General features: G+C 59.7%; 16 protein-coding genes. 8 read left to right on the plus strand and 8 right to left on the minus strand.

Features of this window, described 5'->3' with window-relative positions; translation table 11 throughout:
• Positions 1-785: YncE family protein (locus tag VGL22_RS08350; RefSeq protein WP_465266446.1), on the minus strand; the 785-nt coding region annotated here is incomplete at its 3' end.
• Between the two features lie 255 nt (positions 786-1,040).
• Here VGL22_RS08350 and VGL22_RS08355 point away from each other — a divergent pair.
• From VGL22_RS08355 to VGL22_RS08365, 3 genes are all read left to right on the plus strand, one after another.
• Positions 1,041-1,919, plus strand: a complete 879-nt coding sequence (locus VGL22_RS08355) for an aldo/keto reductase (protein ID WP_465266447.1) — start codon at positions 1,041-1,043, stop codon at positions 1,917-1,919.
• A 930-nt stretch (positions 1,920-2,849) separates the two neighbouring features.
• Complete coding sequence (locus VGL22_RS08360) at positions 2,850-3,107, plus strand: hypothetical protein (RefSeq protein ID WP_465266448.1); 258 nt, start codon at positions 2,850-2,852, stop codon at positions 3,105-3,107.
• Positions 3,108-3,282: 175 nt separating this feature from the next.
• Positions 3,283-3,621 carry a DUF3303 domain-containing protein gene (locus VGL22_RS08365; protein ID WP_465266513.1) on the plus strand — a complete coding sequence of 113 codons (339 nt, stop codon included), beginning with the start codon at positions 3,283-3,285 and terminating at the stop codon, positions 3,619-3,621.
• Between the two features lie 132 nt (positions 3,622-3,753).
• Here VGL22_RS08365 and VGL22_RS08370 read toward each other — a convergent pair whose 3' ends face one another.
• From VGL22_RS08370 to VGL22_RS08380, 3 genes are all read right to left on the minus strand, one after another.
• Entirely contained in the window at positions 3,754-4,077 is a 324-nt protein-coding gene (locus VGL22_RS08370) for a MoaD/ThiS family protein (RefSeq protein WP_465266449.1), read from the minus strand.
• 82 nt (positions 4,078-4,159) lie between these two features.
• Positions 4,160-5,335: a WD40/YVTN/BNR-like repeat-containing protein gene (locus VGL22_RS08375; protein ID WP_465266450.1), complete on the minus strand. Its 1,176-nt coding sequence runs from the start codon at positions 5,333-5,335 to the stop codon at positions 4,160-4,162.
• A 154-nt stretch (positions 5,336-5,489) separates the two neighbouring features.
• On the minus strand, positions 5,490-5,933 hold the full coding sequence (locus VGL22_RS08380; protein ID WP_465266451.1) for a MarR family winged helix-turn-helix transcriptional regulator: 444 nt from the start codon (positions 5,931-5,933) through the stop codon (positions 5,490-5,492).
• A gap of 215 nt (positions 5,934-6,148) precedes the next feature.
• Between VGL22_RS08380 and VGL22_RS08385 the strand changes: the two genes are divergently transcribed.
• Positions 6,149-7,903: an ABC transporter ATP-binding protein gene (locus VGL22_RS08385; protein ID WP_465266452.1), complete on the plus strand. Its 1,755-nt coding sequence runs from the start codon at positions 6,149-6,151 to the stop codon at positions 7,901-7,903.
• A gap of 69 nt (positions 7,904-7,972) precedes the next feature.
• Here the strand turns inward: VGL22_RS08385 and fliS are convergent, their stop codons facing one another.
• The 3 genes from fliS to VGL22_RS08400 all read right to left on the minus strand — a co-directional run bounded on the left by fliS (position 7,973) and on the right by VGL22_RS08400 (position 11,931).
• On the minus strand, positions 7,973-8,422 hold the full coding sequence (gene fliS, locus VGL22_RS08390) for a flagellar export chaperone FliS (RefSeq protein WP_465266453.1): 450 nt from the start codon (positions 8,420-8,422) through the stop codon (positions 7,973-7,975).
• 14 nt (positions 8,423-8,436) lie between these two features.
• The gene (gene fliD / locus VGL22_RS08395) at positions 8,437-10,497 is read right to left on the minus strand and encodes a flagellar filament capping protein FliD (protein WP_465266454.1); all 2,061 of its coding nucleotides are present in this window, start codon (positions 10,495-10,497) and stop codon (positions 8,437-8,439) included.
• A gap of 141 nt (positions 10,498-10,638) precedes the next feature.
• Positions 10,639-11,931 carry a flagellin N-terminal helical domain-containing protein gene (locus VGL22_RS08400; protein ID WP_465266455.1) on the minus strand — a complete coding sequence of 431 codons (1,293 nt, stop codon included), beginning with the start codon at positions 11,929-11,931 and terminating at the stop codon, positions 10,639-10,641.
• A gap of 720 nt (positions 11,932-12,651) precedes the next feature.
• Between VGL22_RS08400 and VGL22_RS08405 the strand changes: the two genes are divergently transcribed.
• The 4 genes from VGL22_RS08405 to VGL22_RS08420 all read left to right on the plus strand — a co-directional run bounded on the left by VGL22_RS08405 (position 12,652) and on the right by VGL22_RS08420 (position 15,128).
• On the plus strand, positions 12,652-13,137 hold the full coding sequence (locus tag VGL22_RS08405; protein WP_465266456.1) for a hypothetical protein: 486 nt from the start codon (positions 12,652-12,654) through the stop codon (positions 13,135-13,137).
• A gap of 72 nt (positions 13,138-13,209) precedes the next feature.
• On the plus strand, positions 13,210-13,512 hold the full coding sequence (locus VGL22_RS08410; RefSeq protein ID WP_465266457.1) for a flagellar FlbD family protein: 303 nt from the start codon (positions 13,210-13,212) through the stop codon (positions 13,510-13,512).
• A gap of 36 nt (positions 13,513-13,548) precedes the next feature.
• On the plus strand, positions 13,549-14,319 hold the full coding sequence (locus VGL22_RS08415; RefSeq protein ID WP_465266458.1) for a flagellar motor protein: 771 nt from the start codon (positions 13,549-13,551) through the stop codon (positions 14,317-14,319).
• Positions 14,316-15,128, plus strand: a complete 813-nt coding sequence (locus tag VGL22_RS08420; protein ID WP_465266459.1) for a flagellar motor protein MotB — start codon at positions 14,316-14,318, stop codon at positions 15,126-15,128. The genes VGL22_RS08415 and VGL22_RS08420 overlap by 4 nt, the downstream gene beginning before the upstream one ends.
• A gap of 21 nt (positions 15,129-15,149) precedes the next feature.
• On the opposite strand, the gene VGL22_RS08425 is transcribed toward VGL22_RS08420, so the two are convergent.
• A complete protein-coding gene (locus tag VGL22_RS08425; protein WP_465266460.1) occupies positions 15,150-15,566 on the minus strand; it encodes a secondary thiamine-phosphate synthase enzyme YjbQ in 417 nt (138 codons plus the stop codon).
• Positions 15,567-15,586: the final 20 nt, after the last annotated feature.

Raw genomic sequence — 15,586 nt, forward strand, 5'->3', positions numbered from 1 at the left:
ACCCCGGCTGGCTGGCCCGCAATCGCAATCGCCGCGGTTTGCGTATTCGTTTGGCTGCTGTAGATCGTCGCCGTCCCCGTGCCCATTCCTTGGTCAGCCGAGTAGAACGCACTGTGGAACGGATCTACCGCAACCCCAAACGTAAAGCTGCTCCCCGCCGGCGCCTTGGCGATAATCTGGTTCGTCTTCCCGTCCAGCACCCATACCGCGCCCGGGTTGTAGAGCTGCATCGCGATGTAGACACGATTTCTCAACGGGTCCGCGACCAGGTTCTGAATTCCGTTCATATCGCTGTTCGTGTAAACGATGTTTCCCGTATTCCCATCCACCACCGTCAGCGTGTTGCCGAAATCGGAAACGTAGACGGTATTGGTCTCCGGGTTCAGCGTGACACTCGCCGCATTCACATTCACAAATCCGATCGTCTTGAGCGACTTCGCATCCACCTCGAAGAGTCCGCCGCTCTCCGTCCCCACCCAGAGCACGCCGGTCTTCGGATTCAGCGCCACAGAAGTCGCCGGCCACGGCGTGTTCAGGTTGATGGTTCTGGCAATGCTCAGCTTTTTCTCGTCGATCACCTCAACCACGGCGCTGCTGCCGTTGCTGTTTCCCGCGGGAATGTACGCGCGGTGTCCCTTCGTGTCCACTGCCCCGCCGCCCACGTATCCGGGCACCGGAATGTTCGCAACTACAGTTTGCGCAAAGCTTTGCGCACCGGCGAGCGCCAGTGCACACGCACACAAGCCCGCCAGGGACGCGCGCCCCTCAATCGCTACTAGCCTCATAATGTAAGCTCCTTTAATTGCATCGTGCCGGAAACGGCTTTTGGAATCGTGCGATCTTAATAGATGCCAGGCTTCTCTGCGCGGGTTGCAGTACCAGGCACATTTCACAACCCGTTCACGTTGCCCCGCCAGCCCCTCTGGACCAATGTGCAGCTTTGCCACTCTGTAACTTTGTAACTTTGTAACTTTGCAACTTGTCACTCCCTATCCCTCTTGCCCGTTTCCTGCTACCATTCAGCCAATCGGAGGTCACGCATGAAGGGCTACTCCCGTCGCGATTTCCTTAAGACCGGCATCGCCGCCGGCACCGCGGCCACCGTCGCACCGCCGCTCCTGGCGCAAAAGCTCACCGCCACAGACAAGGTCACGCTGGGCAAATCGGGAATCCAGGTTACCCGCCTCGCCTTCGGCACCGGCAGCCAGAACGGCCACGTGCAGTATTCCCTCGGTCAGAAGGACTTCAACAAGCTCGTCGCCTATGCCTACGAGCGCGGTATCCGCTTCTTTGAAACCGCAGAAGCGTATATGACCCCGGCCATGCTCGGCGAAGCCCTCAAGCCCTACCCGCGCGACAGCTACGTGCTCATGACCAAGGTGACCACCAACGGCGGCGATCCGCACCAGCGCCTCCAGGACATGCTCCGCGTCCATAAAATGCAGTACTTCGACATCATGCTGCTGCACTGGCAGCACGACGCCGGCTGGGTCGAGGAGACCAAGCCCTGGCAGGAAGCCATCGACAACCTGCACTCCAAAAAAACCATCCTCTCCCGCGGCGCCAGCGTCCATGGCCTGCCCGCCCTCCGCCAGATGCCCGGCAATCCCTGGCTGCAGGTAGCCATGATTCGCATGAACCACAACGGCACCCGCATGGACGGCCCCACCTACGCCGACAGCGACAACCCCGGCACAATACCCGAAGTCGTGCAGCACGTCCACCAGGTCAAGAAGGACGGCATGGGCGTCGTCAGCATGAAACTGGTCGGCGACGGCGTCTTCACCAAACACGAAGACCGCGTTGCCGCCATGCGCTTCGCCTTCCAGACCGCCAAAATCGACTGCGCCACCGTCGGCTTCAAGAGCAATCAGGAAATCGACGAAGCCATCGACAACATGAATCTGGCCCTGTCGTAAGCCCAGTTCTCAGTTCTCAGTTGTCATCTACAACCTGCCGTGCCCCATCCTCGCGACTTTTCTCTGTCGCGAGGGTGGGAAACCACACCCCCCCACCCCCTCCTGCCCGCTCCCCCCACGATCCCGGGTGCCCCATCTTCGCCGCGCCTTTGGTTCTTGCGGCTAAGGTGGGAAACCACACCCCCCACCCGCTGTGACAGCGCGCACAGCCTCCTCACCCCGAACCGCGCATACTACCTTCTGCCGCTCTCACAGGCAGCCAGGAAAACTGTGCCCAATTCCGAATTTCAGCTCCGGAACCCTTCAGAATCCCTCGCGAGATCGAGCAGCAAATGTTTACTAGACAATTACCTAGTGCGACTTTTTTGCGACTTCAGCGCACGCCAGGAGCCACTCGTTGAAAATAAACAGATTAGGGTGACTCCGATTGGTGATTCAGATCACATTTTGGTGCCGGAATTCACCCGGAAACACCTCCGCCGCCCGCCCTTTTCTCAGAACTCAACCTACCCGCAACTGTTAACTTGGCAGACAACCCCCACCCCCCCTTGACTCCCCACCCAACCAGCGCTAATCTAGCGGTACACGGGAAAGGAGGTTGATCCAGCTGATGAAATCTGACTGTAATTGTTATGGCTACCAACGTGAGGTGACTGAGGCCTAGGGCATCGCGCCCCAGACCTTCTTGTAAGTCCCCAGCGGAATCAACCCGCCGGGCCAAACGGACTCGCGGCAGCGCGATGGCCTTAGTCCAATCCCAACAGATCACCGGCAACGGCCTGGGACCTCCTCCCAGGCCGTTGTTGCGTTTGCGCGCCTTTCCCCCCCAAGAATTCTCTCGCCCCCTCTCTACCATCAACGCTAGAATCCCGCAGACGTCTCTGTTCGACACCAGCAGGGCTTCGGCGACTGCCGAATAAGGAGGTCCACGTGGCAGACAAAATTACCTTTCATCTGAGTAACGATCAGATGACCGACGTGAACGTGAGCGTGTGGGACGATCGAAACGGCAGCCTGGTGCTCGATACGGCTCCACTCAACCAGGGCGAAAGTGTGGACGTACAGGTCATTGCGGATTCGTCGGGCCACGGAGCGGCCCATTGGGCCTTTGCAAGTAGCGATGGCAGCGTAAACAGCAACAAGCAGCAAACCGATATCGACGAGGGCGATAACTGCACCCTCGGATAAACACGCCTTTGGCGGAGTTCACGCCCGTTACTCTCCGCCGTCCTCGCATCCTGGCCGAGTGCAAACCAGCCACGAGTTTCTACTGGCGCACACTCCTCCGGCAGCGCTGGAATCCCCCAATCCAGTTCCCCCCTGGCCCCCAAACCCCAAGCAGGAGGCTCTCTCCGTGAAAACCATGTTGGTATGGTCACTCAAGTCCGGCGCGTTTCGCGAAGCCGCCGGTCGCTTTCTCGCCGGTCAGGCCAGCCCTCCCGCCGGCATAACCCTTCTCGGCCGCTGGCATAGCACCGATCTCAGCATCGGCTTCACTCTTTACGAAGGCGACGACGCAGCGGCAATGTATGCCGGCTCCGCGCCGTGGGCCGACCTTCTTGACCTGAAAACCCACATTGTTGTCGAGGACGCCGAAGTCGGCCCCATCCTCGCCCAGACCCTTGCCGCCGGCCAGCAGCCGGAGAAGGAAGCCATAAGGAATCCGCCATCCGGGCGCAAACCCGCGTCCTCCACACATTGAGCGCGTGGAACTCCGGTCGTCACCAGTGCTTTGAAGGCAGCACTCAATCGGAGCCGGAGCAATCAACTTCTGGAGGACACGATCTCACTCGGTCCAACAAAAGCGCAGAATCAGCTCAACTTAGCCCAGGAGCTATGAGCAGCCACCCGCAATCGCTCCCACCACCAGCAGCGGCTCTCTCCCGTCCGCTACCCCCTGTGGCAGCTCCGTCTCCATCGGTTCCAGCGAGAAATCCTCCTGGCATGCAAAGAACCGAAGAAACGCCCGCCGCTTTCCCGTATCGTATTCGCGGATCGTGCCGCGCAGCATGGGATACCGCGCCTCCACCCCATCCAGCACCGACCGGATGGTGACCGGCCGCGCCACCTCCACCGCCACTTCCGCCCCTACCTGCGCCAGATTGCGCAAATGAAAAGGCAGACACACCCGCACCATCGCCGTTGATTGACTCTCCATACTCTCCCGCCAAACGACCCCGCTCACACAGCAGAACGGCGCGGACCTCCTCCGCGCCGCCTTTGTCCCGTTGTCCCTGCTTTTACAACGTCTGCACTTCCACACTCAACACCGCCGGCAGGTTGTCCGCGATCGGCTGCCAGGTGTCTCCGCCGTTGGGCGACACATACACCTGCCCGCCGGTCGTTCCGAAATAAATTCCGCAATCATCCAGCGTATCCACCGCCATCGCATCGCGCAGTACGTTCACGTAGCAGTTCTGTTGCGGAAGCCCCTTATCCAGCGCCTCCCACTCATTGCCGCCCGTCCGGCTGCGAAACACTTTCAGCGCCCCGTCAATGGGATAGTGCAGCGAGTCGCTCTTGATCGGCACCACGTACAGCGTCTCCGGCTCGTGCGCGTGCACATCGATGCAGAACCCGAAATCGGTGGGCAGATTGCCGCTGACCTCCGTCCACTGATCGCCCGCGTTATCGCTGCGCAGCACGTCCCAGTGCTTCTGCATAAACAGCACGTCGGGCCGCGACGGATGCATCGCCATGTGATGCACACAGTGCCCAATCTCCGCATCCTCATCCGGCATGTAATTCGAACGCAGCCCCTTGTTGATCGGCGTCCAAGTCTTGCCGCCATCTTCGGTGCGGAACGCCCCAGCCGCCGAAATTGCAATAAACATCCGGTCAGGATTTTTGGGATCGATCATGATCGTGTGCAGCCCCATGCCGCCCGCACCCGGTGTCCACTTCGAACCCGTGCCGTGCCCGCGCAGACCCGGCAGTTCATGCCAGCTCTCGCCGCCATCCGTCGACTTGAACAGCGCCGCATCCTCCACGCCCGCATACACCACATTAGGGTCATTCGGCGAAGGCTCGAAATGCCACACCCGCTTGAACTCCCAAGGATGCTGCGTGCCGTCGTACCACTGATGCGTGGTGAGCGGCTTTCCCGTCTCCTCGCTCGTGTCATACGAGAACCGGTTGCTCGGCTTGGGAGGCCACGCCGGAGTCTCCTCGCCCACCTTAACGCCGGGCTGAAACCACGTCTTGCCGCCGTCATCGGAGCGCTGCACCACCTGGCCGAACCACCCGCTCGTCTGCGACGCATAAATCCGATTCGGATCCGCCTGCGAACCCTTCACGTGGTAAATATCCCACCCGCCGAAAAACGGCCCGTTCACTGTCCACTTCTCGCGCTTGCCATCTGCCTCGCACACAAACGCACCCTTGTGCGTCCCCACCAAAACCCGCACCGAACTCATCGCTTCCGACCTCCTCCTGGGATTCAATAGCCACAACTACAAACACCTTGTCATCCTGACCCTGAGTGCAACGAAGGGGAAGGCTCCGCTTTCTGCACTCGCTCTTCTTTCTGTCATACCCGCAGGGAATCTGCTTCGGCGGGCTCTCACCAACCTATAACAACGCCCTCAACCCTCTCCGCAAACCCTCCGCGTCCCCCTGCAGTTGCTCATCCAGTTCCGCGTGCGTACTCTCCCAAACCGGCATCGCGCGCCCCAGCAATTCCCTACCCTTGCCCGTGAGTTTCAAAACGCGACTGCGCCCATCCTGGGGATGCGGCATCACCTTCACCAGCCCGCGCCGCTCCAGCGGCTTCAGCGCCGCCGTCAACGTCGTCCGATCCACAGCCAGCAACTCCGCCACCGGCCCCATCGGCGGAGCCTCCGGCCGGTTCAACGACATCAATAACGAAAACTGCTGGTTGGTCAGATCAAATGGCCGAAACGCCTCGTCGAATCTCCGCGCCAGCGCCCGCGCCGCCCTCTGCACATGCAGACACAGGCAGGCGTCCTTCACCTTCAGGGTCGTCTGGTACGGAACTCCACAATCGTTCGCCATTACGCCCGTAGCTTACCTTGATATCAACGCTTCACGCAAGAGCGATGATCAGGTAAGTCCATACCCCCTGCACAGGCGGGAAAAACCACACGTGGCGGAGTCTCTTCCCGCCAACGCCCGCGCTCTGCGCAGATTACAGCGGCCGTTTCATGGCAAACTGGAGCCTGTCTGCCACTCCACCCGTACGGCTTCTCCGCGGCCGATACAATAAGATCATGCTTCGCGACCTGCGCCCCCTCTTCTCCTACATGCGACGCTACCGCTGGGGATACATCTGGGGAAGCCTCTCCGTGATTGCCACCAACATCGTCTCGGTTCAGGGACCGCGCATCCTGGGCAAAGCCATTGACTACCTGAAGCAGAACGGCGCCTCGCGCAACGAAGTCCTCTTCTATGCCGGTCTGCTGGTCGCCGTGTACCTGGTCAAAGGCGTCTTCCTCTACGCGCAACGCTGGATTCTCATCGGCATCTCCCGTGACATCGAGTTCGACCTTCGCAACGACCTCTTTAAGCATCTCGAAAAACAGGATTCGGGCTTCTATCACCGTTACCGCACCGGTGACATCATGGCCCGCATGACCAACGACCTGAACGCCGTGCGCATGCTGCTTGGTCCGGCGCTCATGTACAGCGCCAATACCATATCGCTATTCCTGTTTGCGCTCGTCTACCTGCTGCATTACAGCCCTTACCTCACGCTGGTGGCGCTGGCCCCCATGCCTGTAGCCAGCATCCTGGTGCAATACCTGGGCAGCAAAATCCACAACCGCTTCGAACGCATTCAGGCCAGCTTTTCTGATATCTCCGCGCAGGCCCAGGAAAACTACTCCGGCGTTCGCCTCATTCGCGCCTTCGCGCGCGAGGAATCGCAGATCGGTCTCTTCGAGCGACTCAACCAGCAATACATCTCCCGCGCCCTGCGCCTCGTGCAACTCATGGGCATGCTTTGGCCCACGCTCGAATTCATCCTCGGCGTCTCGATGATGATCACCCTGCTCGCCGGAGGTCACCTGGTTCTCCAGGGGCGCATCTCAGCCGGCGACTTCGTGGCCTTCAACGCGTACATGATCCAGTTGATCTGGCCCATCATCGCCGTGGGTTGGGTCGTCAACATCTTTCAGCGTGGGACTGCCTCAGTCAAACGCATTGCGGAACTGCTGGACGAGAAACCCGCCATCGACGACCGCGACGCCGACACGTCCATCCCCGAAACCACGCGCCTTCGCGGCGATATCGAGTTCCGCCACCTCAACTTCAATTACGGCGACATCCCGGTGCTGCACGACGTCAATCTTCACGTTCCGGCGGGAACCAGCCTGGCCATCGTCGGACCCACCGGATCAGGCAAAACCACCCTCGTCAGCCTCCTCTCCCGCCTGTATGAAGCGCCCGACTCCGGGCTGCTCATCGATGGCCGTCCCATCCGCGAATATCCGCTGCACGTGCTTCGCCGCAACATCGGCATGGTTCCGCAGGAAACCTTCCTCTTCAGCGAAACCCTCCGCGAAAATCTCCGTTTCGGCGCGACGGAAGCAACTGAAGCCGACATACTCCAGGCCGCCCACGCCGCCCACATCCGCCAGGAATTCGAAGACTTCCCCAACGGCTTCGACACCATGGTGGGAGAGCGCGGCGTCACCCTGAGCGGCGGGCAAAAACAGCGCAGCGCCATTGCCCGCGCACTGCTGCGCAATCCCGCCATCCTCATCCTCGACGACGCCCTCGCTTCGGTGGACACCTACACCGAAGAACGCATCCTCGGCGGCCTGCGCAGCTACACCACCGAGTCCACCACCATCCTCATCTCCCACCGCGTGTCGACGGTCCGCAACGCCGATCAGATCGCCGTTCTGGACCGCGGACGCATCGTAGAACTGGGCAAACACGAGGACTTGTTAGCGCTCGACGGCTACTACGCCAGCCTCTATCAGAAGCAGCAACTCGAAGAGGAACTCACCGTCACTGGCTGACCTGTTCTGCCTTCGCTTCTCCGTTTGTCGTCCCCGAAGGGGATCTGCTCTTGCGCTTACAGCCACCCCTCACGCGTTCCACCGCATCTGACCGGCCTCCGCAGCATACGCATTGTCCTCACGCCGAGGCGGCATCAGCATTTGCGCAGGCGCGGGATTGATGGTCCCATCCTGCGCTACCTGCCTCCACGCCTCACGCACGTTGCGCACGCACGCGATCGCGTTCTCAAACTTCGCCCGCGAAGCCGCCTGCGAACCCTGCAGAATCTGCGCAAACGTGGCCGCATAGAACTCGCTCAGCGCCTCTGCCGGACTACCGCCCACATCCATACGTAGCCGCGCCTGCAGATGAATGATAATGTCGAGCGCCCGCTTCACCGCCGCCCGGCGGCCCCCCTCGTCGCCGCGATCCACTGCCTCGCATGCCTGGTAAAGGAAACGGACGATCCCGTCGTACAACGCCACAACCAGATCCACCGCCGATGCGCCATCCAGCGCGTACTCCTGGTAACCGTTCATGAAATGACCTCTCCTCACGAGCTCTTATAGCCTGTGATCGCCGAGTAGAGAATGTTGATGCCGTCCAGTTGCGACTTGAGCCCCTGCATGATTTCGTTCGCCTGGTTCAACTCCGCGGTCAGGCTTTTCTGCTGAATCGAGATCAGGCTCTCCTGCTTGGAAACCTGCTTGTTCAGCGACGCCTCCATGTTGCTGTTGGCGTTCTGCGCCAGCTTGACCACGCCCTTGGAAGAAGTGTTGCCGGCACTGTTCAGCACCTTCGCAAAATTCTGGCCCCAGCTGTTCACACTCTGAAAGAACCCAACCACGCTGCCGAAATCCGTGTTAAGCGCCGAATCCAGCACGCTCGCGTCGAACTCCAGAGACCCGTCATAATTCTTTGAAACCGTGATCCCCAGATTGGCAAGGCCCGAGATGTCCGACGAGTTGGTATAGGAGATAGCCTGGGTCGTTGTCTGCGTTGTATCCAGCAGGTTCGAGGTCACTGTTAGAGCTCCTCCGCTTCCCGCCGTTTGCGATAGCAAGGCCAGATACGCCGACCCGTCGCCGTTGGTCACCACCGAAGCCGTCACCCCCACTCCCGCCGTTCCGTTGATGGCATCGGCCATCCCCTGCAGGGTGTTGTGCCCTGAATCCACGGTGATGGTCTGCGCGGTTCCATTGCCCACCTGGATGCTGATCGAGCCGGAAAGAACGTCCGAAGCGTCAGCGACCGAATCCAGCGCCCCGCTTGCGTTTGAATTCCCCGAGGAAGGCAGGCTCGCAAAGCTCAGCAATGTGTCGGTCGTCGCGGTCAGGCTCGAGTCCACTGACAATGCTCCGGCCGTGCCCGCGGTCTGCGACGAAAGCATCAATCGCGACTCGCCATACTGCGTCGAGATCCCCGCCTTCACGCCAATGTTCGCCTGGTTGATACCGTCTGCAATCCCTTGCAGAGTATTCACTCCATCGCCGGTATAGATCGTGTTCGCCTCTGCTGGATCCGGCGCGGCCCCGATCACGATCTTCTGCTCCGTCCCGTTCCCCACCTGGATCGTCATAGATCCAGAGAACGCCGCATTCGTGCCGGCTTCAATCTGATCCAGATAGCCGTTGGGATTCTGTGCGTTGATGCTGCTCACCAGTTGCTGCTGCAGAAGACCCAGTGTCGGCGATCCGAACAAAGGCTCCGAATTGCCCGAGCTATCCTTCCCCTGCTGCGTGTTTATCGCCGACAGGAGCGAGTTGTAGTCCGTCACCATCTGCGCCACAGCGCTCTCCACGCCTGAAGTGTCGTTGCCGATCACCACCTGAATCTCTTCAAGGCTGCCGTCTGACTGCTGCGCACTGGGCGCCAGCACTTGAAACGTTACGCCCGGTATTAGGTTTGTCACTGTATTTGAACCGCTTGTAAGGTCCACGCCGTCTATCGACAGCTGTGCATCCACTCCGTGCACCTTCTCGGTATAGGCGAGGCTGGCATTCGAATTACTCGTGTCCACGAGGCTGGAGCTGATACTGAGGTGCCCGCTCCCTCCGGAAGTGCCGGAAACCAGACTCAGACGCGACCCTTTGGAGTCGGTCAGCACGCTGGCCGTCACACCTATTCCCGCAGAGTTGATCGCCGCCGCCAGCCCGGTGAGTGTGTTATTCGAGCTGCTTACAGTGAGGGTGTGCGCCTTTCCCGTGCCCACCTGGATTGTGAGCGCTCCCGATAGCTTGTCAGAGGCATTCGTGATTGCGGTGAGATACCCGCTCCCGGTCTTAGCCAGACTCGTCACCGTCACACTGTGCGTTCCCGCCACCGCGGAAGAACTCGCCGACGCCAGTGCAAGAACATTCGTGTCCGAGCTCGACCCCGTCTTCTGCGCCAGCACCCCTGTGAAATCACTCAGGCTGCTCACATCCGTCGATATCTTGGAGAGAAGCGTGCCTAAATTCGACAGGACCGTGTCCTGACTCTCGAGCGACGTAAGCTGCGTCTTCCACGGCGTCTCCACCTTCTGAAGATTGGCCACGATGGTCGAGACCGTCGAGCTTACATCAAATCCCGTTCCGCTTGTAGGCGATCCAAAGTTAAGTCCTACCGTACCCATCGCTAGCTCCGCGCTCGTATCTTGCAGTCGGACTACCAAGGCCGGCGGTGAGGAATTAAAGCCATCTCACGAACAGCTTTACCCCAGCACGAAAGGGGCGCCCCCCGGCACCCCTTCCTGCCCGCTAGCGCAGCCTTCTGCTTACTGCAGAAGCTTGGTTACTTCCTGCTGCATGCTGTTGGCCTGTGCCAGAGCCGAGATGCCGGTCTGGCTCAGGATCTGGTACTTCGACATGTTCGAGGCTGCCGACGCATAGTCCGTCGCCTGCACTGCGTTCTGCGCTGACACAATGTTCTCCTGCTGCGTGCTCATGACATTGCTGACAGCGTTGAGGGTGTTGATCTGGGCGCCGATGTAACCATCCTGTGCCGCAACCGAGGAGATGGCCGCATTCAGCGACGTCAACGCGGTCTCCGCGTTGCCTTGGTTGGTCAGGCTGGTTCCGCCCAGGCTGGTGGTGCCCGTGGCACTGTAGGTGATGGCCGCGATGCCGCCGGTGTTGTCGGCCGTCAGAGCGGTAGCGGCAGCGGCCGTTGCCGACTGCGATGTGTCATAACCGCCGGTCGTGATGGCCACCTGCTGCTGGGCAATGCTTGCCGCCGCTGTGCCGATGTTGCCGGAAATCATGATGCCCATGTTGCCGCCAGGCACGGTGCCGCCCGCCCCTGCCTGCGTGGCGGAGGTGAAGGTCGCCGAAAGGCCGCGGCCAGAGGAGTTGATGGCGTTGATCAGACCGCCGACCGTAGTCGCGGCAGACGTGACCACCGTACCGCTCGAGTTATCCGGATTCTTGTAGGTGATGGTCAACGTGGTGGAGTTGATCGTATCGGTGAGCGATGCGTTGTTGACCTGGGCAGTGCCGTTCGACAGGTCCAGGAAAACGTTTTTGCCGCTCGTGTAGCCCATCACGCCGCCCGTATCGCCAAGCGTGGTAGACGAGAGCCCGGAGATGCTGAGGTTATTCAGCGAAGCGCCTTGCGTGGAAGAGTCGCCGGTGTAGATTCCGACCGTGCCGGCGCCGAACACCTTCTGCTGGTTGAAGGTTGTCGTCGATCCGATGTTGTTGACTTCGGAGAGAATCGACTGGTACTCCTGATCGGCCGCGGTCTGCTGAGAGCTGGTCAGAGTTCCGTTCGAGACCTCGGTGGCCAGCGTAACCGCGCGGTTCAGCAGGTTGGTTACCTGCGAGAGAGCGCCGTCCGCTACTTGCAGCAGGCCTACGCCCTCCTGGGCATTGGTCTGCGACTGCGCCAGAGCGGTTGCATTGGCCTGAAGGCCATTGACGATCGAAAGGCCTGCGGCATCATCGGCGCCGGAATTGATTTTGGAGCCGGACGACAACTGTTGCAGAGTCTTCGAGAGGCTGTTGTTGGTGTTGTTCAGATTATGAGCCGCATACATCGCGGACAGGTTGTTCAAGACGCCAAGGGACATGGTGTAACTCCTTAAAATGCGTTGAGTTTACGGTCCACTAACCCTGAAATGCTTGCTAAATGCCTCATACGTGCTGCAAGACATCCCTGGGTGCTTCTTGCACCCATGTCCCTGCCATCGGGCTGCTGCGGGGTGGATACCGTCGCATCTGCGCCATTCTTCGGCTAATCGTTGGGCGTCTTTATCGAACCCCGGAGTTGTCCAGAGCGGGACAGTCGTTTCTTAGAAGGGCGCTTATGCAGCGCCAAACGCCGATCAGTTTCGAGCCGTAGGCGCTCCTGAACGCGCAAAGCAACTGAAGCGGGACTTTTCAGGGTTGTGTCCTTGCGCTTATGCAGTTTCTCCGGCCTTTCAAGCGCATGGCTTTCGACTGAGCTTGTCAGAGTTCTTCTACAAGTTTCAATGAGCCGATGCGACCGTTCAATCGTCAATGCGTAACTGATGCGCGAACTCGCGACAGTCGATTCGGCCTTACGCGGTTGGGAGAGTGTGCGGAGGTCAGCGGCTGAGTGTGCGGAACACGATCAATTGGTTGATCCACTCCCATTCGCCCACCGAGAATGCGTGTCCACAACAAGGCCGAATCCTCTTGTTCGCTCTGGGCAGTGTGCATTGCACGTCTATTTTTGCCGCAGTGCGGGCACTCAGTCTTTGCCTGGTCCTTCATGATGCGGCCGCTTTCACAATTGAGAGCTTTAGCACAACGTTCGTTACGAGATCATGGACGAATTCTTCCATTGGGAGTTGACCAATCACCACGGAAGAAGGATGAGCGGCCGAGTTTCGTCTTCCGAGTTTGCCATCAAGCACTTTATAGATATCGTTGTTAATCGCGTCGCCCGATTTCGCCATTTCCAAAACCTCGGACTCCTTCAAATCGACCGGGAAATCGTCGCAGGATGCAATCGGCTTGGCCTTTGCCCATTTGCCTGGAACAACCTGATATTTCGGATTGAATCCGGCGACGTGATGAGCCAGGATAAATTCGAGCAAATGGGAGTACGCGAGATTCCAACTCATCACGATGGCGGCTCGAAACGCCTTGTGCTCAAAACAAAGGAGCGTTTCATCAAGAATTCACGCTCAGCTACATTTGGAACCAACGCGGGCAGGTCTTTGAGAATCTTCGCGACCTCGATTGTGCTTTGGCGCGGCAAGTATTCCTTGTCGGCTAAGGGATACGTTTTACGCGGCCAAGGTCAGTAATGCCCTTCAGCTTTCTAATCTCTTCAATCTTTTCCGCCCCCCGCCGATAAGCCCTCTATAAAGGAACGCGCAATGATCGAACTAACTCGGCTCAACGGCAATCCAATGGTCCTCAACAGCGACCTTGTCAAAACCGCAGAGGCCTCGCCCGACACCATGCTCACCCTCATTACCGGCGAAAAGCTGATCGTCCGCGAAACCTGTGCCGAGGTCCTGGAGCGCGTGATGGACTACCGCGCCAAACTCCTCGCATGCGTCGCGCGAAGGCTACCTCCCGGCGTGACTCTCGAGCGCGTCGTATCCGTAAGCACGCTGCAAAATCCTGAAGATCCCGCGTGCCGGCCTGAAACCCCGCGCAGGCTCAACCAATGTTGAAGGGCGCCCCTTCCGCATCCACCGCAGGAGCCCATCATGGATAAGTCGAGTATCGGCGGCGTATTGCTCGCTGTGGCCGGCATCCTTGCTGGCCTTCTCATGGAAGGCGGCCGCCTCAGCCAGATCCTTCAGCCCACAGCAGCAGTCATAGTCTTTGGGGGCACGCTCGGCGCGGTCCTCCTGCAGTTCCCCCTTGCAACCGTCGTCACCGCCTTCGGACGCATCCTCCACATCTTCACCGCCCCGCAGAAGCACGACGACCAGCTCGTCACGCAGCTCGTCGGGTTTGCCAACAAAGCCCGCCGCAATGGCGTAGTCTCCCTCGATGCAGACCTCGAGACCATTCAGGACCCGTTCCTTAAGCAGGCCGTGATGCTGGCCGTAGATGGAACGGAGCCCGCCGACCTGAGGCGCATCATGCAGGTCTCACTGGACTCGACCGTTGAGAACGAAGACAGGCTGCCCGCCGTATTCGAATCCGCTGGCGGCTTCTCCCCCACAATCGGCATTCTTGGCGCGGTATTGGGACTCATACAGGTCATGCAGCATCTCGATAACATCGCCGAGGTCGGCCGTGGCATCGCCGTAGCTTTTGTTGCAACCATCTATGGCGTTGGCATCGCGAACCTGCTGTTTCTGCCCATGGCCGGCAAAATGCGTATCCGCCTCCGCGATGACGTGAAGCGCCGCGAGATGATGCTTGAAGGCGTCATCTCCATCCTCGAAGGCATGAACCCGCGCATGCTCGAAGTAAAGCTCTCGGGCTTCGTGAACCATACGCCCAAAAAGCAGGAGCGCGCCGCGTGAGGGCGCGCATTCATCGCAGCCGCGTAACCCATGAGCGCTGGCTGGTTTCATACGCCGACTTCATCACGTTGCTCTTCGGCTTCTTCGTCGTGCTCTACGCCTTCGCGCGCGCCGATGAAAAAAAGAAAGCCGAAATCCCGCAGGCAATCGATTCCGCCTTCACTGCCATGGGCGCATTCCCCGACTACTCCTTCAAACCCGGCAACGACAGATCCTCACGAGGACCCGCAGAAAGTTCCACGGTTGTCATGGGCGCCCAGGCCCTCACGCCCAACATGGTGAAGGATGACCTGAACCGCATCCGCCACGAGCTTGAGCAGCGACTAGCCGGCCAGGTAGCGCAGCACACCGTCATCATCAAGATGGGCCGCGATGGCCTGGTCATCAGTCTGCGTGAGGCTGGATTCTTCAACTCCGGTTCCGCAATCCCCCGCTCTGAAGCGCTGCTCGCCCTGCGAAAGATCGCCGCATCGCTCGCCGGAACAGTCTACGATCTGCGCGTCGAAGGTCATACGGACAACGTACCCATCCACACCCCGCAGTTCGATTCAAACTGGGAGCTCTCGACAGCGCGCGCCAATCACATCGGCCGCGTGCTCCTCGAACTGCATGCCATCCCGCCCGACCGTCTCTCCGCCGCCGGGTACGCCGAGTTCCATCCCGTCGACACCAACTCCACCGCCGAGGGCCGCGCCAACAATCGCCGCGTCGATCTCGTCGTGACTCCCCGTATCGCCATCAACTTCGCCGCCGGCAAGCCCGCCACCAGCAACGGCGCCTGGCGCAAAATCACCGAAGACGATCAATAGACGGGCACTCAGCCCCAATCCCTACGCAATCCCGAGCACCTTCACAATGACACGCTTGCTGCGCTGCCCGTCGAACTCCGCATAGAAGATCCGCTGCCACGTCCCTAGATCCAGCCGGCCATTTGTCACTGGCAGCGTCGTCTCGTGATGCAACAGCAGCGATTTCAGATGGGCATCGGCGTTGTCCTCGCCCGTCTGGTGGTGCTTGTACTCCGGCCGCGCGGGCGCCAGCTCTTCCAGCCATTTCCCAATGTCTTCAATCAGCCCGCTCTCATGGTCGTTTACATAGATTGCCGCTGTAATATGCATGGGCGATACAAAACAAAGCCCGTCCCGCACTCCGCTCTTACCCACAATCTCTTCCACACGCTCCGTAATGTGCACCATCTCACGCCGCTTTTTCGTCTCAAACACAAGATATTCGGTGTGACTCTTCATCGCGCCTTCCACGTGAAATC

It is taken from the genome of Occallatibacter sp., from assembly GCF_036502485.1.
GTDB lineage: Bacteria > Acidobacteriota > Terriglobia > Terriglobales > Acidobacteriaceae > Telmatobacter.